Genomic DNA, 19,777 nt, shown 5'->3' on the forward strand with positions numbered 1-19,777 from the left:
AACTTGTCGCCCCCGCAGGAGTTGCCATGAACTATCGTCACGCCTTCCACGCCGGCAATCACGCCGACGTCCTCAAGCACATCGTGCTGACTCGCCTCATCGCCCTGATGTCGCGCAAGGAGCAGCCGTTCGCCTACATCGATACCCATGCCGGCCTCGGTCTGTATGATTTGCAGGGCGACCAGGCGACCCGCACCGGTGAGTACCTCGAAGGTGTCGCCCGACTGTGGAATCGCGAAGACCTGCCGGCCGTCACCGCTGACTACCTGCGTATCATCAAGCGCCTGAATCCGGACGGTGAGCTGCGCTATTACCCCGGTTCCCCGGAGCTGGCGCGGCGCCTGATGCGTCAGCAGGATCGGGCGCTGCTCAACGAGAAGCACCCCGAAGACGGCCCGCTGCTCAAGGAAAACATGAAGAAGGACCCGCGGGTAGTCGTGCACCTGGGCGAGGGCTGGCACGTGCCTCGGGCATTGCTGCCGGTGCAGGAGAAGCGCGCGGTGATGTTGATCGACCCGCCTTTCGAGCAGGCCGATGAGCTCAAGCGCTGCACCGTGGCGATGAAAGAGGCGATCGGCCGCATGCGCCAGACCGTCGCTGCGATCTGGTACCCGATCAAGGATCAGCGATCGCTCACGCGGTTCTATCAAGACCTCACCAGCACCGGGGCGCCCAAGCTGCTGCGGGTCGAGTTGTATGTCCATCATCAGGACAGCCCCCAGGGTCTCAATGGCTCGGGCCTGGCTATCGCCAACCCGCCGTGGGGTCTGGAAGAGGAGCTGCGCGAGTTGTTGCCGTGGTTGGCCAAGGAGCTGGCGCAAACGGCCGGCAGCTTCCGCATGGACTGGCTGATCGCCGAGTGACAAGGGCCTGTTGCGCAGCCATGCCAGGCTGCGAACTCGCTCATGGTACAGCGCTGCTTCCTGTAGCCCCTTCCAGCAATCGCACCCCCTGCTGTTTGCGTTATAATTCCGCCCTTTAGCCGCCATCCGCCTGCAAGGCCGATGGCGCATCCCTACCGAAAGAAGAGGCTAGACCCTTGGCATTGACGATTCTTGGCCTGTCCGGCGCCCTTAGCCATGACCCTTCCGCGGCCCTGTACATCGACGGTAAACTGGTTGCCGCCGCCGAAGAAGAGCGCTTCGTGCGTGACAAGCATGCGAAGAACCGCATGCCCTACGAGTCGGCGAAGTTCTGCCTGGAGCAGGCCGGCATCAAGCCGTCCGACGTCGACGTAGTGGCCATTCCGTTCGCCCCCATCAGCCTGTTCGGCAAGGCGCGCTGGCACTATGCCAAGCGCTACTGGTACGCCCCGGACCGCGCCCTCGACGCGATCCTGATGGGCAACCGTCGCTACAAGCGTTACCGCAAGAAGATCGTCTGGTGCCTGGAGCAGCTGGGCTTCGACCCGAAGAAGATCAAGATCGAACCGGTCGAACACCACCTGGCCCACGCCTCCAGCGCCTACCACTGCTCGGGCTTCAAGGAAAAGACCGCGATCCTGGGCATCGACGGCAAGGGCGAGTACGCCACCACCTTCTTCGGCTACGGCGAGAACGGCAAGATCCACAAGATCAAGGAGTTCTACGATCCGGACTCTCTGGGTGGCCTGTATGGCGCGATCACCGAGTTCCTCGGTTTCGAGATGCTCGATGGCGAATTCAAGGTCATGGGCATGGCGCCCTATGGCGACGCCAGCAAGTATGACTTCTCCCGTCTGGCCAGCTTCGAGAACGGCGAGCTGGTGATCAACACCGAGTACGCCAACGTCATTGGCCTGCGCCGCTATAAAGAGAAGGGCAAAGGTTTCTACTTCTCGCCCAAGCTGATCGAGTGGCTGGGGCCCAAGCGCGAAGGCGACATCGCCGACGAGCCATACATCCACTACGCCGCGAGCATGCAGGCGCTGTTCGAGAAGCTCGCGCTGCAAATGATCGACTACTACCTGGGCGACATCCTCAAGCAGGGTGGCAAACTCGCCTTCGCCGGCGGCTGCGCGCTGAACGTCAAGCTCAACCAGAAGATCATCGCCCGCCCAGACGTCAAGGAACTGTTCGTGCAGCCTGCCTCGGGCGATGCCGGTACCGCCGTCGGTGCCGCAGCGTATGTTTCCCACGCCCGCGGCGTGCCGGTCGAGAAGATGGAGCACGTCTACCTCGGCCCTTCGTACTCCAACGAAGATGTGATCGCCGCCTGTGCCCGTCATCCAAATGCACCGAAATGGCGCAAGATCGACGACATGCCGCAGCGTATCGCCAAGATCATGGTCGATGGCAACCCAGTGGCCTGGTTCCAGGGCCGCATGGAGTTCGGCCCGCGTGCGCTGGGTGGTCGTTCGATCATCGGTTGCCCGAGCGTGCCGGGCGTGGCCGACCGGATCAACGAGCAGATCAAGTTCCGTGAGCGCTGGAGACCCTTCTGCCCGTCGATGCTCGACACTGTAGGGCCGCAGATGATCAAGGTCGATCATCCCGCGCCGTTCATGACCTTCACCTTCGAGGTCGCCGAGGAATGGAAAACCCGTGTGCCAGAGGTGGTCCATGAGGACGGCACCTCTCGCGCCCAGGTGCTCAAGCGTGAGTACAACCCGCGTTACTACGACATGATGAAGGCCCTCGAGGACCTGACCGGCAACGGCGTGTCGCTGAACACGTCGCTCAACCGCCGTGGGGAACCCATGATCTGCTCGCCGACCGATGCCCTGAACATGTTCTTCGGCTCGGACCTGCAGTACCTGATCATGGAGGACATCCTGGTAGTCAAGGACGGCGCGGCGCCTTATGACCAACCGCTCTGAACGGCGCGTCCTGCAGTTCTGCCACGGCTATGACGGGCCATTCCTCGATTGCGCCCGTCAATATGCCAGTCTGTTCCAGGGCAGCGGCTACAAGGTCACCACGGTCTTTCTCACCGGAAAGGCCGACCCCCAGGTAGCCGCAGGCTGCGCGTCGGACGAAGTGTTGTTTCTGGAGTTCAGCTCCAAGGCCGTACGTGGCCTGAAGCTGGGCGCGATCGCCGCGTTGCGCAAGATCGCCGCGGCCCGCGACTTCAGCTTCTGCATCGCCCACCGCTTCAAGCCGATCTATGTGGCTCTGCTGGGTACCCGCTTGCCGGTGATCGGCGTGCACCATGCGTTCGGTGACTACCAGCGCGGCGGTCGGCGCCTGTTCGCCAACCTGTTCAAAAAGCGTCTGAGTCTGCTCGGCGTTTCCGATGCGGTGCGTGACGACATGCGCCGTTGCCTGGCGCAGTGGCCGGTCGAGCGAATCCAGACACTGTACAACCGCATCGATGTCCAGGGGCTGCAGGCCGGCCTGGTGCCTCGTGAGGAGGCGCGCCGGGCGCTGGGGCTCGATCCGCAGGCCTGGGTCGTCGGCAACGTCGGTCGCCTGCATCCCGACAAGGACCAGGCCACTTTGCTTCGCGGCTTTGCCGAGGCGCTACCCGATCTGCCAGCTGGCGCCCGTCTGGCGATCCTGGGAGAGGGCCGCCTGGAAGCTGCGCTCAAGGCGCAGGCGGCGCAGCTGGGTATTGCCGGTCAGGTGGATTTTCTGGGCCAGGTGCCCAATGCGCGGCGCTATTTCCAGGCGTTCGACGTGTTCGCCCTGAGCTCCGACCATGAGCCGTTCGGCATGGTTCTGCTGGAGGCGATGGTCGCCGGCGTACCGCTGCTCGCCACGGCGTGTGGTGGGGCCCTCGAGGTGGTTGAAGGCGTGGGCGTGTTGTTCCCGCTTGGGGATGTCGGTCAGCTGGCCCAAGGCCTGAAGCATATGGCCGGGCTGGATGTGGCGCAGCGTCAGGCGTGCGCCGAGCACATGCTACAACGCCTGCATGAGCGATTTTCCGACCAGGCCGTACGCGAGGCCTTCTGGGCCTTGCCGCAGGTGCGGGCATTGGTGGCGGAGGCGTGATGCTCAATCATATCCGGGTCCTGCGCGAGCGCGGCTGGTCCGTCATCGACGATCAGGCCTACGCCGATGCCTGGCATCGTTTCGGCGGCAGTGTCGCCACCCATCCGCAGGTGGTCGAGCAATTGGCGGACCTGGCGCAGATCCCTGTGCGTTACCTGGGTTGGCACCACGCTGGCGAGCTCAAGGCTGCTATTCCGACTTGGGGGCGTCACCTGGCGCTGTCCAAGGCCGTGCTCAAGCGCCACGGTAAGAAGGGCCTGTTCGACCTGGGCAATGCGGAAATCATCCTGCCCGCAGCTCCCGATGCTGGTGCGCCACTGCGCCATGCGGCGCGTTATCTTTCCGAGTTGAACCAAGGTCGATTCACAGGGCTCAAGGCGCAAGCCGAGCAGCTGGCCATGGCCCGTGCCCATGAAGACTTGTCGAAGAAGTTCCGTTACAACCAGCGCCGCGAGCTGCGCCTGCTGGAAGAGGCGGGCGGTGTGGTGCGGCCGATCAGCGACTTCAGCGCGAGCGAAATTGCCGCCATCTACTGCGACCTGTTCATGCGCCGCTGGGGGTTCCCGGCCACGGGCGCGGCGCGTATGGCTGAGGTGCTGGAGCGCCTGCGTGACCTGTTGATCGGCTCGGTGTTGCTGCTCGATGGGGCGCCGATCGCGATCCAGCTGGTGTACCGGGTCGAGGCGCCGGAATGGATCAGCGTCGAATACATCAACGGCGGTGTCGACCCAGAGACCAAGGCCTTCAGCCCGGGCAGCGTCCTGAGCTTCCTCAATACCCAGGCTGCCTGGGAGGACGCCAGGGCGCGTAACAAACCGCTGCGATTCTCCTTCGGTCGCGCCGACCGCGAGTACAAGGACCGCTGGTGCAACCCCGTGCCGGTGTTCCAGTCGTGAGCCGCAAGCAGCAGTTGCTCAAACGCCATCGGCGCAACAAGCGCCTGGGGCTGCTGGCCGGGCTCATGGTGCTGGCCGCCCTGGGGGTGTTGACTTGGTGGTGGCTGCCACTGGTGCTATTGCCGCTGGTTTGGATTGCCCACGAGGCCTGGTTCGCTGACCACCTGTTCTATTCGCCCTCCGAAGACTATGCCTACCGATTCGGCGAACTGACCCGCCAGGCCGCTGCGCGGCTTCAGGGTGACCGGCTCCAGGTCGATGTGCCACTGGCAGGCGATGAGACGCTGATCCTCGAAGTACGGGTCAAAGCCAACTGGTTGGGGCGTTTTCTCGACCCGCAGGTGCTGCTTGATGGTGAGTCCGAGCAGGACTGCCAGACTTTCGAACGCGGCGTCGATGGTGTCCGTTTCTTGAACCTGACCGGTTTCGCCGCGCCCCTGATGGCGGGTGTCTTGCGTTTGCGCGGTCGCCACTGTCGGCTGGTCGGCGAGCCTCGCCTGTGGATAACCCCCTCGGTCGAATTGCACAAGCGCCGTGTGATGGTCATCGCACCCCATGCAGATGACGCCGAGCTTGCTGCCTATGGCCTGTATAGCCAGGCCGAAGAAGCCTGGGTGGTCACCCTGACCGCAGGTGAGATAGAGGCCGAGCACTATCAGCAGATGGGCCTGCCCAAGGCTGAGGCGGCGCGCCTGAAGGGCCGTCTGCGCGCCTGGGACAGCATCGCGGTGCCGCGCTGGGCGGGTGTGCCTGAGTCGCGCTGTGTGCAGTTGGGCTATTTCTGTCTGCAGTTGCCGGCGATGCAAGCGGCGCCGGACATGCCGGTGGGCTCGCGTGAGGCGGACATGGCCGACATCCGCCCCTTCCGCCGTTTCAACCCCTTCGACTTGCCAGGCGATGCCGATGGTGCACCGACCTGGAACAACCTACTGGCCGATCTGCGTGCCGTCCTGGAGCGGGCGCGGCCCCAGGTGCTGGTGATGCCACATCCACAGCTCGATCCACATCCGGATCACATCTGTGCCCAAGCGGCGGTGCTCGAAGCGTTGCAGGGCCTGGACTGGCAGCCCGAGACGCTGCTGTGCTACGCCAACCACCTGCACGACAATGACCGCTGGCCGATGGGTGACAGCGGCGACGGCGTTGCCTTGCCCCCGCAGTTGAGTGCCGACCAGGTCTGGGCACCCTGCAGCCAGGTATTGAGTCTTGCTATCCAGCGCGACAAGGCCATGGCCTTGGGCATGATGCATGACCTGCAGCCCAGCGCGCCGTTCAAGCGTCGCTTGCGGCGTGCCCTGCAACGCTGGCTGGCCGGACGCAAGCCATCGCCTTATGGCGAGAACGAATTCTTCCGCAAGGCGGTACGCCGCCACGAGCTGTTCTGGCGTCGCACGTTTGAGCGCGACGAATGATTGAAGGCGCAGAGGCCCAAGCAAAGCAATGAAAGTCCTATTTCTGGTGCAGAAGGAGCAACGGGCGATCCTCGACCGCCTGTACGATGGGGTGGCCGCCAATTGCGATTGCGACCTGCGCTGGCTGAGCAGCGAGGACCAGCGCAACCTGCGCCGCTACTTCAAGCGCGAGGTGGATGTAACGCGCTATGACCGGATCGTGTTCTTCCTGCGCTTCAAGCAGGAGATCCGCCAGGTCCCGTTCATCCGCAGCGTGCCCAACCTGGTGATTCTCGAGCACGACGCCTACCAGAACTACATCCCGTGCAAGTACACCGGCAAGTTCAGTGCGCATTATCGCAAGCTGCCGTGGGCTCGGGTGATCAGCTCCGGCTATATGGTCAGCGAGCGCCTGCGCCAGGAAGGTTTCGACGCAGTGTTCGTGCCCAAGGGTTACGACGAGCAATTGCTCACAGACCAGGGGCGCGAGCGCGATATCGAGCTGGCCTTCGTCGGCAGCACTGGAAGCGTCGCCTACAGTGGTCGCAAGGCGTTGCTCGATGAGCTTGGTCAGGTGGAGAACCTGGTGGTCACCCGCACCAAGTCCGGCGAGGACTACTGCAATACGCTCAACCGCATTCGCTTCTTCGTCAGCGCCGATGTGGGCATGGGCGAATACATGATCAAGAACTTCGAGGCCATGGCCTGTGGCTGCGTGCTGCTGGCCTATGACCAGGGCGAGGCGGAGAACCGTGCACTGGGTCTTGAGGACATGCACAACGTGGTGCTGTACGACAGCATTCCGACCTTGCGGGAGAAATTGGCGGTACTGCGCAACGACCCCGAACTTGCCGAGCGCATCGCGCGTAATGGTCGTGAGCTTGCGGTGTCACGCTTTAGCTTCGCCCAGGTAGGACGCAGCATCGTCGAGCATCTGGTGCCTGCGCTGCGTCCGCATCCGCCGCTGACCCGTTGGCAGCGTCTGCGCCTGGCACTGGGATTCTGACCGGCCTCTTTTACCTGGGGCTCGGCGGCGGCTTCCAGCTGCCGGGGCCGGTGTGCGGCCCAGCGCAGTCTTGGTAGGTGCTGGCGAAGCGGCCCCAGGACCTGACAGCCGCAATCGATTAGCAGGCCTCAATGGGCCAGCAGGGCAGCCTCGAAATCGGCGACGGGGAACTGATTGGCGAGTTTTTCTCGCTCGATGTACCGCGCCATGTGCTGGACGTTACGCCGAACCATTCGCGCCGAAAGCGGTGCGCGCAGGAAGCGCATGTCCGCCACATCGATCAGCCCAAGGCGCTGGTCGGGTGTCATCACCACGTTACCCAGGTGCAACGAGCGGAAATAAATGCCCGAACGGTGCAAGTGACGGATCAACTCGATCAGTTGAGGCATAAGGGCGTCCCAACTGAACCCGGGTTTGCGCGACAGCTGCAGCAGTGTTTCGCCCGGCAGTGGGCGGTACAGCACGGCGGTGCGTCCTGGCAGTTCGAGCTTGTGGTGGCTGATCACCTGCAGAGTCGGGATTCCCAGTTGCGTCAGGCGTGCCGCATTCTCGACGAAGCGTTGCGAGTAGGGGCGCAACAATGCAGATGAAATCAAACGCTTGCGACGAAAGATTTTAAGGATATTGCCATTCCCTAGCAGGTAGACTTTGGCGCCGTAGCTATCTGCCTCTAGAACCTTGGCACCGAGTGTCAGCTGATCGAAGTCGACCTGGGAGAGCCGGGAGCATTGCATGGGTAGGGCCTTGTCGTCTGGCAAGCAAAATGACCGGCAATAATGCCGAAAATAACGCGCCAGTACCATGATGGTGGCGTTGGATTGTTTCAGGGATCGAAGCCAAGAAGCATTGCGCCGGCCTGCGAAGAGGCTGGTCATGTGGGTCCGGTGCTGCCCCGACGGGTGCCCTGGACAAACCCTGTGTTAAAATTTCCGGTTCAACCTGAACAGCGAGCTCGATGATGGCCGAAACACCGCTACCGGCGGAGCAAACCTCCAGCCTGAAGATCTACTTCCGGCTGCTGAGCTACGTCAAACCCTATATCGGCATTTTCCTGCTGAGTATCGTGGGCTTCGTGATCTTCGCCTCCACCCAGCCGATGCTGGCGGGGATTCTCAAGTATTTCGTCGATGGATTGAGCGATCCACAGGCGGTCCTGTTCCCGGACGTGCCCTACCTCAAAGACATGCAGTTGCTGCAGGCCGTGCCGTTGCTGATCATCCTGATCGCAGCCTGGCAGGGCCTGGGTTCGTTCCTGGGCAACTACTACCTGGCCAAGGTATCCCTGGGGTTGGTGCATGACCTGCGGGTGGAGTTGTTCAACAAGCTGTTGGTGCTGCCGAACCGCTACTTCGACAGCCACAACTCCGGTCACCTGATTTCCCGCATCACCTTCAACGTGACCATGGTCACCGGCGCCGCCACCGATGCGATCAAAGTGGTGATTCGCGAAGGCCTGACCGTGGTGTTCCTGTTCGCCTACCTGCTGTGGATGAACTGGAAGCTGACCTTGGTGATGGTTGCCATCCTGCCGGTCATCGCCCTGATGGTCAGCACCGCGAGCAAGAAGTTTCGCAAGCAGAGCAAGAAGATCCAGGTGGCCATGGGGGACGTCACCCATGTAGCCTCCGAGACCATCCAGGGCTATCGCGTGGTCCGCAGCTTCGGCGGCGAGGCCTACGAGCAGCGTCGCTTCAGCAACGCCAGCCAGAGCAATACGGACAAACAACTGCGCATGACCAAGACCGGCGCGCTGTACACGCCGATGCTGCAGCTGGTGATCTACAGCGCCATGGCCGCGCTGATGTTCCTGGTGCTGTTCCTGCGTGGCGATGCTTCGGCGGGCGACCTGGTGGCTTACATCACCGCCGCGGGCCTGCTGCCCAAGCCGATCCGCCAGCTTTCGGAAGTCAGCTCGACCATCCAGAAGGGCCTGGCCGGCGCCGAGAGCATCTTCGAGCAGTTGGACGAGAAGCCCGAGGTGGACACCGGTACCGTGGAAAAGGACAAGGTGGAAGGCCGCCTGGAGGTGCGCAACCTCAGCTTCACCTACCCAGGGACCGAGCGCCAGGTACTGAGCGACATCAGTTTTACCGCCGAGCCTGGGCAGATGATCGCACTGGTTGGGCGTTCCGGCAGCGGCAAGTCCACGCTAGCGGCGCTGATTCCACGCTTCTATCACCATGATCAGGGACAGATCCTGCTTGATGGTGTGGAGATCGAACAATACCGACTGCGCAATCTGCGTCGACATGTGTCCCAGGTGACGCAGCACGTCACTCTGTTCAACGATACCGTGGCCAACAACATTGCCTATGGCGACCTGGCCGGTGCGCCGCGTGAGGCGATCGAGGCGGCGGCTGCCGATGCCTACGCCAAGGATTTCGTCGACCAGCTACCCAAGGGTTTCGACACCGAAGTCGGCGAGAACGGCGTGCTGCTTTCCGGTGGCCAGCGCCAGCGCTTGGCGATTGCCCGCGCACTGCTCAAGAACGCACCGCTGCTAATCCTCGACGAGGCGACCTCGGCACTGGATACCGAATCCGAGCGGCACATCCAGGCGGCGTTGGACCACGTGATGGAAGGCCGCACCACCCTGGTGATCGCCCACCGCCTGTCGACCATCGAGAAGGCCGACCTGATTCTGGTCATGGACCAAGGCCGCCTGGTGGAGCGTGGCACCCACGCCGAGCTGCTCCAGGCCAATGGCCATTATGCCCGCTTGCACGCAATGGGGCTGGATGAGCCGGAAAAGGCCGATATCACCTGACCCCCCTGAATCGGGGCCCTCTCGGCCCCGATCATTATTGGTAACGCACAGATCGCAGCTGGCCATAAAGCCGTCGCCGACCCTGTGCTAATATCCTGCCCCTGTTCATTATTTTTCATATGGGTTGCCCATGAAGTTGTCCATGCCGCGTTTCGATCAAGCCCCGGTCCTGGTGGTCGGTGATGTCATGCTCGACCGCTACTGGCATGGCGGTACCTCGCGGATCTCTCCCGAAGCACCGGTGCCGGTGGTCAAGGTCGAGCAGATCGAGGATCGCCCCGGCGGCGCGGCCAACGTCGCACTGAACATCGCTGCCCTTGGCGCGCCTGCCTCGCTGGTCGGCGTGACCGGTCAGGACGAGGCTGCCGACAGCCTCGCCAACAGCCTGCAGGCTGCAGGTGTGCGCTCGGTCTTCCAGCGCATCGCTCATCAGCCGACCATCGTCAAGCTGCGGGTCATGAGCCGTCACCAACAGCTGTTGCGCATCGATTTCGAAGAACCGTTCGCCACCGACCCGTTGTCGTTGGGCGAGGAGGTCGATGAGCTGCTCGAAGGCATCAAGGTGCTGGTCCTGTCCGACTACGGCAAGGGGGCGCTGAAGAACCATCAGAGCTTGATCCAGGCGGCTCGGGCCAAGGGCATTCCAGTGTTGGCAGACCCCAAGGGCAAGGACTTTTCCATCTACCGCGGCGCCAGTCTGATCACCCCGAACCTCAGCGAGTTCGAGACGATCGTAGGTCGTTGCGCCGACGAGGCCGAACTGGTCGCCAAGGGTCTGCAATTGCTCCAGGATCTGGAACTTGGCGCGCTGCTCGTGACCCGTGGCGAGCATGGCATGACCCTGCTGCGCACCGGGCACCCGGCGCTGCACCTGCCCGCCCGGGCCCGTGAAGTGTTCGATGTCACCGGTGCCGGCGATACCGTGATCTCGACCCTGGCCGCAGCCATTGCCGCCGGCGAGGATCTTCCCCACGCTGTTGCCCTGGCCAACCTGGCTGCAGGTATCGTGGTCGGCAAACTGGGTACCGCTGCCATCAGCGCGCCGGAGCTGCGCCGGGCGATCCAGCGTGAAGAGGGCTCCGAGCGCGGCGTGCTCACCCTCGACCAGTTGCTGCTGGCCATCGATGATGCCCGGGCACACAACGAAAAGATCGTCTTCACCAACGGGTGTTTCGACATTCTCCACGCTGGGCATGTGACCTACCTGGAACAGGCTCGCGCTCAAGGTGACCGCCTGATCGTGGCGGTCAATGACGATGCTTCGGTCAGCCGTCTCAAAGGGCCGGGTCGGCCAATCAACAGTGTCGACCGTCGCATGGCCGTACTGGCTGGCCTGGGGGCCGTGGATTGGGTCATCAGTTTCCCTGAAGGCACGCCGGAAAACCTGCTCAGCCAGGTCAAACCGGACGTGCTGGTCAAGGGCGGCGACTATGGCATCGACCAGGTGGTCGGCGCCGATATCGTCAAGGCCTACGGTGGCACCGTGAAGGTGCTGGGACTGGTGGAGAACAGCTCGACCACCGCCATCGTCGAGAAGATCCGCAAGCACTGATCTGCAACGAAGATATCGCGTGACAATTCCCCTGTAGCGCAATGCTTGTTGGGAGCTTGTCACGCGATTGGCCTGTAAGGCCTGCTGTCGTTACTTGTGCAGCGCGCGCTGCAACAGCGCCCGCGCCTTATCGCTGAATCGCTGCAGGTGCGAGGTCGACGCCTGCTCAAGGCCTTGTTGCTTGATCCACTCTTTCCAGCGAATCCGCTCATCCTTCACCACCCAGCCTTCCTGTCGGGCAAAGCTTTCGGCCAGGTACAGACCGCGGGTGCTTGCAGGCACCAGTTGGTCTTTCTTCAAGGTATAGAGCTCGGCCGTGGGCTGGCCATCGATCAGTGGCATCAGATACAAGTCAGGGCGCTTGCGGTTCAGGCGTGCGACCAGTTGGTCACCTTCCAGCCGTTCGTCGACATGGAACAAACTGAGCGACTTGGCCTCCCGGGGGACCTGCAGGCGAAGGTCATAGATCAACTGCAGGGATGCCGTTGGCAGGTGCACATAGGCGCGTGGGCGTTCCAACAGCATGAGGTTGTCGCAGTGAACCGGACGGGCTGCACCGGACTCGGGGGATAGAACAAACGGTAACGCCTCGCGGTAGTGCAGGGCGTCGGCGTAGGGGGCTGGCAGCCAGGTATCGTTGAAACGCCCTCCGAGCCAGCCTTCGGGCGTCTCCATCAGGCACTCCTCGGCCACCTCCTGGATGGCGGTGTGCAGCGGCAGGTTCAGTTCCTGGGCCGGGACATAACCGGAAATAAGCTTGAGCACGACATCGCCACGATCCTGGCGGCGCTGGCGCACCAGCACCCAGTAGTCGCGATGCTGCCAATGCAAGGTCAGACGCACCGATACCCCGAGGTTGGCCAGTTCGACCACGAAGCGCTCCGGGTTGCCCAGCTGAATGGCTTTGCGTCGCTGCTGCACTTGGGAGAAGTTCAACGGCATGCCGATGGGCTTGTAGGTCAGGCCGTCGGGCGTGGCTTCGACATGCAGCGGCAAAGTTTTGAAGTTGCTCGGGTTCTTGCGGATCAGCGTTCGCGGCACGAGGCTCCTCCTTGCGTTGGGCGCCCGTCTGGGCGATTCAAGGCCGTCCCAGGATTCGGGCGACGGTGGCCACGTTATGGACCAGGTGCAACGGGTTGATGGTACCGACGATAGCACTGCTCACCCCCGGGTGGGAGAACAGCAGCTCGAAGCTGGCCTGCACCGGATCGACCCCGGGCGCGAGGCAGATGTGCCCGCTGGCCAAGGCCTTTTTCACCAGGATGGCCTTGCCGTGTTCGGCAGCGTAGTCCAGCACCGGGCGTTCCGCCTGCTCGTTGAGGTTGTAGGTGACCATGGCGCAGTCGCCTTGCTCCAGTGCCTTGAGTCCGCCGGCTACAGTCTTGCCGGACAGGCCGTAGCCGAGGATCTTGCCCTCCTGCTTGAGCTCGGCGAGGGTCTGGTAGACGCCTTGCTGTTCGAGGATTGCCAGGTCGTTGCCGTCCGAATGCACCAGCACCAGCTCGATGCGGTCGGTCTCCAGACGATGCAGGCTGCGCTCCACCGACAGGCGAGTATGGGCGGCACTGAAGTCGAATCGTGACTGGCCGTCCTCGAACTCCTCACCCACTTTGCTGACGATCACCCACTCGTCGCGCTGCCCGCGCAGCAGTGGCCCCAGGCGTTCCTCGCTGCGGCCATAGGCAGGGGCGGTGTCGATGAGATTGATACCCAGCTCTCGCGCCTGGGCCAGCAACAGCCGGGCCTCGTCATCACCTGGAATGGTGAAACCGGTGGGGTATTTGACGCCCTGGTCCCGGCCAAGCTTGACGGTGCCCAGGCCCAGCGGCGAGACCTTCAGGCCGGTGCTGCCCAGCGGGCGGTGGAGGTCGTGCAGGGTCGGCAGGCTCATGGCAGCAGTTGCTCCCAGGCAGGCACGCCAACCGGTGGGCGGGGCAAGTCGGCCAGGTCCGGTTGGGCGGTGGGGCGGATGCCGTCCCGATCCAGGCTCGCCAAGACGCGATCAGCAAAATCCGGAGCCAGGGCCAGCTTCGTCGGCCAGCCCACCAGCAGGCGCTGCTGGTCAGCCAGGAAGGCGTTGTCCGGGCGTACCAGGCCTGATTGCGCAGGTTCTGCGCGATCGACACGCAGGGTGGCCCAGCGAACTGGGTTCTGGTCGACCCATGGCAACAGGCTGGCGATTTCCTTTTGCGCCGCGGCGATCTGCGCCGCAGGCTCGCGGGCGACCCCCTCGGCTTCGGCCAAATCCCCCCCCAGGTACCAAACCCATTGCCCGTCCGCAGCCGGGTGGGTGGTGACGGTCACCCGAGGCTTGGGGCCGCCGCCCAGGCAGTGGGCGTAGAGCGGTTTGAGATTCGGCCCCTTGGCCATGACCATATGCAGCGGACGGCGTTGCATGGCGGGTTGGCTCAGTCCCAGGGCCTGGAGCAGCGCCTCGGTGCCCGCGCCGGCGCTGAGGACGATGCGTTGGGCACGGATCTCACGGTCATCGACACGCAAGCCGACGAGCTCGTCGCCTTCTTTCAAGGGTTCGATGCGCTCGCCGGCCAGTAGGCTGTCGCCGGCCAGTTCGGCCAGGTTGGCGAGCAGGCTGGGCACGTCGATGACCAGTTCGGCCAGGCGATAGACCTTGCCCTTGAAGGCACGATCCTGCAGAGCGGGGGGCAATTGATCGCCCTTGACCTGATCGACCCGACCGCGCACGGCTTTGCTGGCGAAGAAGCTGGTGAGGTTGCCGGCCAGGGTGCCAGGAGACCACAGGTAGTGGGCTTCGGAGAGAATGCGGGTCTTGCTGAGGTCGAGCTCGCCGTTGCCGGCCAGTGCTTCGCGCCAGCGGCGAGGCATGTCGGCGATGGCCTCCGATGCGCCGGTCAGGGCGCCATGCAGGGCGTACTTGGTACCGCCGTGGATGATGCCCTGGGACTTGATGGTCTGCTCGCCGCCGAGGCTGGCGCGTTCGACCAGCACGGTCGAGTACCCCAGGCGCTGCAGCCGGGCATTGAGCCAGAGGCCTGCGACCCCGGCGCCGACGATCAGCACGTCAGTGGAAATGGCAGATGGCATGCGGGCACCTCTAGAACTGGGACAGTTGCCCAGTATACAGGCTGTGGCGTGATGCTTGTCCGGGGAGAGGTGCAGACCGTGTTGTCGCGTTCGCGGGTAAACCCGCTCCCACCGTTACAGCGGTGTTCCTATGAGCGCCGAAGAACCGGTAAGGGCGGGTTTGCCCGCTGAAGAGGGCACCACCACAGGGCAAGATGCTTGCCGCCCATGGGCGTGCATGAAATGCGCTGTCGCTCAGTGCCCCGCGGTCTTGGAGAACAGCTGGATCACCACTACGCCACCGACGATCATGGCCATGCCCAGCATCGCCGGGAAGTCCAGCTTCTGCCCATAGATCACCAGCGCCACCGCGCTGATCAGCACGATGCCCAGGCCCGACCAGATGGCGTAGGCGATACCCACTGGAATGCTGCGCACCACCAGCGTCAGCATCCAGAACGCCACGGCGTAACCGCACACCATCAACAGCAGTGGCAGCGGTGTGCTCAAGCCCTTCACTGCTTTCATGGAAGCGGTGGCGATGACTTCTGCGCAGATGGCGATGGTCAGGTAGGTATATGCGTTCATGGTGCGAGTCTCCGTTGCCAGGCCTCGCATTCTAGGCCTAGGTGAAATGCGGTAAAGTCATTACCTATCTAACTTGGAGATAGGTTCAATGGCTGAGCAGTGGAGTCTGGATCAGCTGCGTCTGTTCCTGCGGGTGGCCGAGTTGCGGTCGTTTTCTGCTGTCGCACGGGAGCAGCGCAAGGCGCAGTCAGCCATCAGCAATGCAATCGCGCTGTTGGAGACGGACTTGGGCGTAACGTTGTTCGAGCGCAGCAGCGGGCGCCAGCCACGTTTGACCGAGAGCGGTGCGGCCCTGCTCGAGGATGCCCGCGAGCTGCTACGCCAGTGCGAGCGTCTGGACGGCCGGGCCTTGGCATTGATGCGGGGGCAGGAAGCACTGCTGCGGGTAGCCAATGACGAAGCCATGCCCTACCAGCCGGTCATCGACAGCCTAGACGAGCTGTCCACCCGCTTTCCGTTCCTCGAGGTGCAACTGGCCAGCGGTGCTCAGGGGGATGTGGCGCGCAAGCTGGTCGAGCGGCGCGCGGACCTGGGGTTGTTCTTCCATCACGAGCAGATTCCCGCCTCGCTGGAGCGGCGGGCGCTGGGCAGTGTCGAGATGGTCACGGTCTGCGCCGTGGGGCATCCGCTGGCCCGCGAGCAGCGGGTCAGTCGTCAGCAGCTGGCGCGTCATCGGCAATTGCTGATCACGCCCCAGCAAAGCGGTTATCCCGGTGGCGAGGCGATCAGTCCGCAGGTGTGGCGCGCCGACAGCTTCTATTCAATGGCCGAACTGCTGATGCGTGGCCTGGGCTGGGCCTGGCTGCCGCGGCATGTGGTGCAGTATCCGACCTACCAAACGCACATGGTCGAACTGGACAGCGAGTGGCGCCCGCCGGCGCTGGTGGTCGAGCTGGCTTGGCGCCGCGACCAGCCGTTGGGGCCGGCGGCGCAATGGTTGGCCGAGCGCTTCGCCGTGCACCTGCGGGCGATTGGCTGAGGCTCGCCGCTTGCAGGCCTTTTCCTGCGGTTCCTAGTACACTGCGTCGCCATGAACAGAACCCTCTATACCTTGCTGTTTCACCTGGGCCTGCCGCTGGTCGCGCTGCGCCTGTACCTGCGCGCCCGCAAGGCTCCGGCCTACGGCCAGCGCATCGCCGAGCGCTTTGCCTGCAAGCTTGCGCCCATGCGCCAGGGAGGCATCTGGGTGCATGCGGTGTCGGTGGGCGAGAGCATCGCTGCGGCGCCGATGATTCGCGCCCTGCTCAAGGCCTACCCGGACTTGCCCATTACCCTGACCTGCATGACCCCGACCGGGTCGGAGCGGATCCGTGCGATGTTCGCCGAGGAGTCGCGCATTCAGCATTGCTACCTGCCATACGATCTGCCGTGGGCCGCCGGGCGTTTCCTCGATCATGTGCGGCCACGGCTAGGCATCATCATGGAAACCGAGCTGTGGCCAAACCACATTCACCAATGCACCAAGCGCGGCATCCCGGTGGCCTTGGCCAATGCTCGGCTGTCCGAGCGTTCGGCCCGCGGTTACGCGCGCTTTGCCGGGCTGACCGGTCCGATGCTCGCCGAGATGAGCCTGATCGCCGTGCAGACCGAGGTCGAGGCCGAGCGTTTCCGCAGCTTGGGCGCGCGCCCCGAGTGCGTGCAGGTGACCGGCTCGATCAAGTTCGACCTGAAAATCGACGAGCAACTGCAACCACGTGCCAAGGCGTTGCGCGAACAGTGGGGCGCCGAGCAGCGCCCCGTGTGGATCGCCGCCAGTACCCACGAGGGTGAGGATGCGCTGATCCTGGAGGCCCACCGGCAGTTGTTGCAGGTTCATGGCGATGCGCTGCTGATTCTGGTGCCGCGTCATCCGGAGCGTTTCGATGCGGTGTATGCCTTGTGCCGCGATCAGTTCGCCACGGTGCGACGCTCCCTGGGGGCGCCGGTGACCGGCCAGACTGCGGTGCTGTTGGGCGACACCATGGGCGAATTGCTGTTCCTCTACGCATTGGCTGATATCGCCTTCGTCGGCGGAAGCCTGGTGGCTACCGGCGGGCACAACCCACTGGAGCCTGCTGCGCTGGCCTTGCCGGTGGTCATGGGACCGCATGTGTTCAATTTCCTCGAGATCACCGCCATGTTGCGTGAGGCCGGTGCCTTGCAGCAGGTGGATGATGCCGAGGGACTGGCTGGCGCTATACGCCGCTTGATCGAGCTGCCACAGGATGCCCGGCGCATGGGGCTGGCGGGCAAGGCCGTGATGCAAGCCAATCAAGGGGCCCTGGACCGGCTTGTGCAGGCATTGGCGAAATGGCTGTGATGACGCAAAAGGTGGCAAACAGATAGTTCATTTGCGCTGTGCGTGCTGCCTACGCTCCTGTTCAGGACGCCAACAGGCGTGTCGAAGATTGGAGGAGACGCCGCATGTACAGCAGGACACTCACCGCGTTCGGCCTGATGACCGCCTTGTCGGCACAGGCCTCGATCGGTGTGCCGAAGTACCCAAAGTTCATCGAACCGTGGGCCAGCGTGAGCGTGACCTACCCGGATCCAAACGCCAGCATCCAGCACACCGGGGCCTATTTCATCGACGCCCTGAGAGGGCCGCACTTCACTATCGATGGCAATGCCAGTTGGTCGGTGGATGACGACGATCAGGGCAGGTTGGAGATGGTGCCGGAGGTGCTGGGCAAGCATAGCTTCGTTGAGGAGGTCCTCGTGACCTCGGGCGCTCTGGCGTGTAATTTCAGCATCATGTACGACCTGCGGCGTGTCAGGCTTCATGCCGCGTCCATCGGCGAGGCTTACGCCGACTGCAGATCCTCGCTGCATGTCGATGGCGATCACAATGCAATTCGTTTCTTCATGAAGTGATGTGCATCGACAGGCTGTGCCAGCTACTTCACGAGCCGCTCGGCAGGCGTGTCCGTGAAGTAGCTGTAGCGCGTCCTCAAGGTCGCCGCTCGAAGTTCTTTGCCGCCGCGGCTGCCAGGTCGGGTGGGAGGAAGTCCTTGTCCGGGTTGTAGTCGGCTTTCAGATAGCGGCCCAAGTCCTGCAGGTCTTGCGGGCTGAGCGTCCCGGCAGCTTGCTTGAGGCGCAGGTTGTCGAGGATGTAGTCGTAGCGGCTGTTGTTGTAGTCGCGCACCGAGGTGTAAAGCTGGCGCTGGGCATCGAGTACGTCGACGATGTTGCGGGTACCGACCTGGTAGCCGATCTCGGTAGCCTCCAGGGCACTCTGGTTGGAAATGATCGATTGCTTGCGCGCCTGTACCTGTTCCACGTCTGTGTTCACTGCACGGTGCAGGTTGCGGGTGTTCTCCACCACCTGACGACGCAGGCTTTCGCGCTGCTGTTCGCTCTGGCTCAGGCGCTGGTACGCTTCGCGCACTTGGGAACTGGTCAGCCCGCCACTGTAGATCGGGATGTTCAACTGAAGGCCGATGCTGGTCTGCTCCACGTCGCCGCTGTAGCGCCCAAAGGGCGAGGGGTTGGTGAAGCCGAGACTGTCATTGTCGCCTTTTTGGTACTTGGCCACAGCATCGAGCGTCGGGGCGTGGCCGGCCTTGCGCTGGCGCAGGGTTTCCTCGGCGGCGGTCACGGCATGGTTGGTGGCAAGCAGGTTGAGGTTCTGCCGCGCCGCGGTATCGACCCAGGCCTTGGCATCGTTGGGGATTGGCACCTGCACCGGTAGGGTATGGACCACGCCCTGGATCGAGCTGTATTCGCGGTTGGTCAGGGTCACCAGGGCCTCGAAGGCATCCTGTACCTGGCGCTCGGCGATGATCCGGTTGGCCCGGGCGGTGTCGTAACTGGCCTGGGACTGCAGCACGTCGGTCTTGTCCGAAAGGCCGACGTCGAAGCGCTCGTTGGACTGGTCCAGCTGGCGCTTGAAGGCCGCTTCCTCGGCTTTGGTCGAGGCCAGGTTGTCCTGGGCGCGCAGTACCGCGAAGTAGTTTTCGGCGGTTTGCAGAATCAGGTTCTGTTCGGTGGCCGACAGCTCAAGGGCCGCCTGTTCATTGACGGCTTCGGCCGCCTGCAACTGGAACCAGCGGTCGGCACGGAAGATCGGCTGCGCCAGTGTGGCGCTCCAGGAGTTGCCGCTGCGGTTGGACGTGATTGAGGGCTCGTCGATCTTGGTGCGGGTGTTGAGCATCTCGGCACCTGCCGACAGGTTCGGCAGCAGTCCGGCCCGGGCCTGGGGGACCACTTCGCGACGGGCGCCGTAGTCGGCGCGGGCGGCGGCCAGGTCGGCGTTGTTGTCGACCGCCTCCTGGTAAACGCTGACCAGGTCGGTTTTCACCGTCGTGGGCATATCCGCTGCCCAGACCACTGCATTGGACGCACAAGACACGGCTATCGCCAGTGAGAGTTTGCGCAGCATAGGCAATCCTTGAAATGAATTTCTGAACTGTTGAGTATCGAGCGATGGGCCAGTGTAGTGCCGGGCGCACCTGGCAACAATCGCCTGACGTGCCTTTCATCATTCGCCAATCTACACGCTTGGCTTTGCCGACCACTTGAGTCTAGACTGCGCATGTTCTTGTCGGGGTGCCTTGAATCGAAGGCTGAGATCGGATAGTTCCGGATCCCGTTGAACCTGATCAGGTTAGCGCCTGCGTAGGGAACAAGATTGCTCGCTTTCCCG

At 63.3% G+C, this 19,777-nt stretch carries 17 protein-coding genes and 1 riboswitch; of the genes, 11 read left to right on the plus strand and 6 right to left on the minus strand.

Translation table 11 applies throughout. From position 1 onward, the window contains the following. Positions 1-26 precede the first annotated feature (26 nt). From HMPREF3173_RS00750 to HMPREF3173_RS00775, 6 genes are all read left to right on the plus strand, one after another. Positions 27-863 carry a 23S rRNA (adenine(2030)-N(6))-methyltransferase RlmJ gene (locus HMPREF3173_RS00750; RefSeq protein ID WP_043207307.1) on the plus strand — a complete coding sequence of 279 codons (837 nt, stop codon included), beginning with the start codon at positions 27-29 and terminating at the stop codon, positions 861-863. 176 nt (positions 864-1,039) lie between these two features. Next, positions 1,040-2,797: a carbamoyltransferase family protein gene (locus HMPREF3173_RS00755; protein ID WP_043207308.1), complete on the plus strand. Its 1,758-nt coding sequence runs from the start codon at positions 1,040-1,042 to the stop codon at positions 2,795-2,797. Next, complete coding sequence (locus tag HMPREF3173_RS00760) at positions 2,781-3,911, plus strand: glycosyltransferase (RefSeq protein ID WP_070571107.1); 1,131 nt, start codon at positions 2,781-2,783, stop codon at positions 3,909-3,911. The genes HMPREF3173_RS00755 and HMPREF3173_RS00760 overlap by 17 nt, the downstream gene beginning before the upstream one ends. Further along, entirely contained in the window at positions 3,911-4,807 is an 897-nt protein-coding gene (locus HMPREF3173_RS00765) for an antimicrobial resistance protein Mig-14 (protein ID WP_070571108.1), read from the plus strand. The genes HMPREF3173_RS00760 and HMPREF3173_RS00765 overlap by 1 nt, the downstream gene beginning before the upstream one ends. Further along, positions 4,804-6,219 (plus strand): PIG-L deacetylase family protein, encoded by a 1,416-nt coding sequence (locus HMPREF3173_RS00770; RefSeq protein ID WP_043207313.1) that lies wholly within the window; start codon positions 4,804-4,806, stop codon positions 6,217-6,219. The genes HMPREF3173_RS00765 and HMPREF3173_RS00770 overlap by 4 nt, the downstream gene beginning before the upstream one ends. Before the next feature lie 28 nt (positions 6,220-6,247). After that, the gene (locus HMPREF3173_RS00775) at positions 6,248-7,204 is read left to right on the plus strand and encodes a glycosyltransferase family protein (RefSeq protein WP_070571109.1); all 957 of its coding nucleotides are present in this window, start codon (positions 6,248-6,250) and stop codon (positions 7,202-7,204) included. Between the two features lie 128 nt (positions 7,205-7,332). Here HMPREF3173_RS00775 and HMPREF3173_RS00780 read toward each other — a convergent pair whose 3' ends face one another. Beyond that, positions 7,333-7,938, minus strand: coding sequence for a BUD32 family EKC/KEOPS complex subunit (locus HMPREF3173_RS00780; RefSeq protein WP_043207317.1), 606 nt, complete (start codon positions 7,936-7,938; stop codon positions 7,333-7,335). A 224-nt stretch (positions 7,939-8,162) separates the two neighbouring features. Here HMPREF3173_RS00780 and msbA point away from each other — a divergent pair, with 224 nt between their 5' ends. Together msbA and hldE are read left to right on the plus strand one after the other, a co-directional pair. Next, positions 8,163-9,971, plus strand: a complete 1,809-nt coding sequence (msbA, locus tag HMPREF3173_RS00785) for a lipid A export permease/ATP-binding protein MsbA (protein ID WP_043207321.1) — start codon at positions 8,163-8,165, stop codon at positions 9,969-9,971. A gap of 130 nt (positions 9,972-10,101) precedes the next feature. Continuing rightward, positions 10,102-11,523 (plus strand): bifunctional D-glycero-beta-D-manno-heptose-7-phosphate kinase/D-glycero-beta-D-manno-heptose 1-phosphate adenylyltransferase HldE, encoded by a 1,422-nt coding sequence (gene hldE, locus HMPREF3173_RS00790; RefSeq protein ID WP_043207322.1) that lies wholly within the window; start codon positions 10,102-10,104, stop codon positions 11,521-11,523. Between the two features lie 90 nt (positions 11,524-11,613). Here the strand turns inward: hldE and HMPREF3173_RS00795 are convergent, their stop codons facing one another. From HMPREF3173_RS00795 to HMPREF3173_RS00810, 4 genes are all read right to left on the minus strand, one after another. Then, complete coding sequence (locus tag HMPREF3173_RS00795) at positions 11,614-12,564, minus strand: metal ABC transporter ATPase (RefSeq protein ID WP_070571110.1); 951 nt, start codon at positions 12,562-12,564, stop codon at positions 11,614-11,616. A gap of 37 nt (positions 12,565-12,601) precedes the next feature. Beyond that, positions 12,602-13,414 carry an aldo/keto reductase gene (locus HMPREF3173_RS00800; protein WP_070571111.1) on the minus strand — a complete coding sequence of 271 codons (813 nt, stop codon included), beginning with the start codon at positions 13,412-13,414 and terminating at the stop codon, positions 12,602-12,604. Continuing rightward, positions 13,411-14,586, minus strand: a complete 1,176-nt coding sequence (locus HMPREF3173_RS00805; protein WP_070571112.1) for an NAD(P)/FAD-dependent oxidoreductase — start codon at positions 14,584-14,586, stop codon at positions 13,411-13,413. Before HMPREF3173_RS00805 ends, HMPREF3173_RS00800 begins: the two co-directional genes overlap by 4 nt. Positions 14,587-14,820: 234 nt before the next feature. Beyond that, entirely contained in the window at positions 14,821-15,153 is a 333-nt protein-coding gene (locus tag HMPREF3173_RS00810; protein WP_043207325.1) for a DMT family transporter, read from the minus strand. Positions 15,154-15,241: 88 nt separating this feature from the next. On the opposite strand from HMPREF3173_RS00810, the gene HMPREF3173_RS00815 reads away from it, so the two are divergent. The 3 genes from HMPREF3173_RS00815 to HMPREF3173_RS00825 all read left to right on the plus strand — a co-directional run bounded on the left by HMPREF3173_RS00815 (position 15,242) and on the right by HMPREF3173_RS00825 (position 18,006). Next, positions 15,242-16,132: a LysR family transcriptional regulator gene (locus HMPREF3173_RS00815; protein WP_043207326.1), complete on the plus strand. Its 891-nt coding sequence runs from the start codon at positions 15,242-15,244 to the stop codon at positions 16,130-16,132. A 51-nt stretch (positions 16,133-16,183) separates the two neighbouring features. After that, positions 16,184-17,452 (plus strand): lipid IV(A) 3-deoxy-D-manno-octulosonic acid transferase, encoded by a 1,269-nt coding sequence (gene waaA, locus HMPREF3173_RS00820; RefSeq protein ID WP_070571113.1) that lies wholly within the window; start codon positions 16,184-16,186, stop codon positions 17,450-17,452. Between the two features lie 104 nt (positions 17,453-17,556). Then, positions 17,557-18,006: a hypothetical protein gene (locus HMPREF3173_RS00825; RefSeq protein WP_070571114.1), complete on the plus strand. Its 450-nt coding sequence runs from the start codon at positions 17,557-17,559 to the stop codon at positions 18,004-18,006. Positions 18,007-18,082: 76 nt separating this feature from the next. On the opposite strand, the gene HMPREF3173_RS00830 is transcribed toward HMPREF3173_RS00825, so the two are convergent. After that, entirely contained in the window at positions 18,083-19,513 is a 1,431-nt protein-coding gene (locus HMPREF3173_RS00830; RefSeq protein ID WP_043207331.1) for a TolC family outer membrane protein, read from the minus strand. A gap of 153 nt (positions 19,514-19,666) precedes the next feature. Then, positions 19,667-19,773: riboswitch (TPP riboswitch) on the plus strand. Positions 19,774-19,777 lie beyond the last annotated feature (4 nt).

It is taken from the genome of Pseudomonas sp. HMSC08G10 (genome assembly GCF_001808425.1).
Lineage (GTDB): Bacteria > Pseudomonadota > Gammaproteobacteria > Pseudomonadales > Pseudomonadaceae > Aquipseudomonas > Aquipseudomonas guariconensis.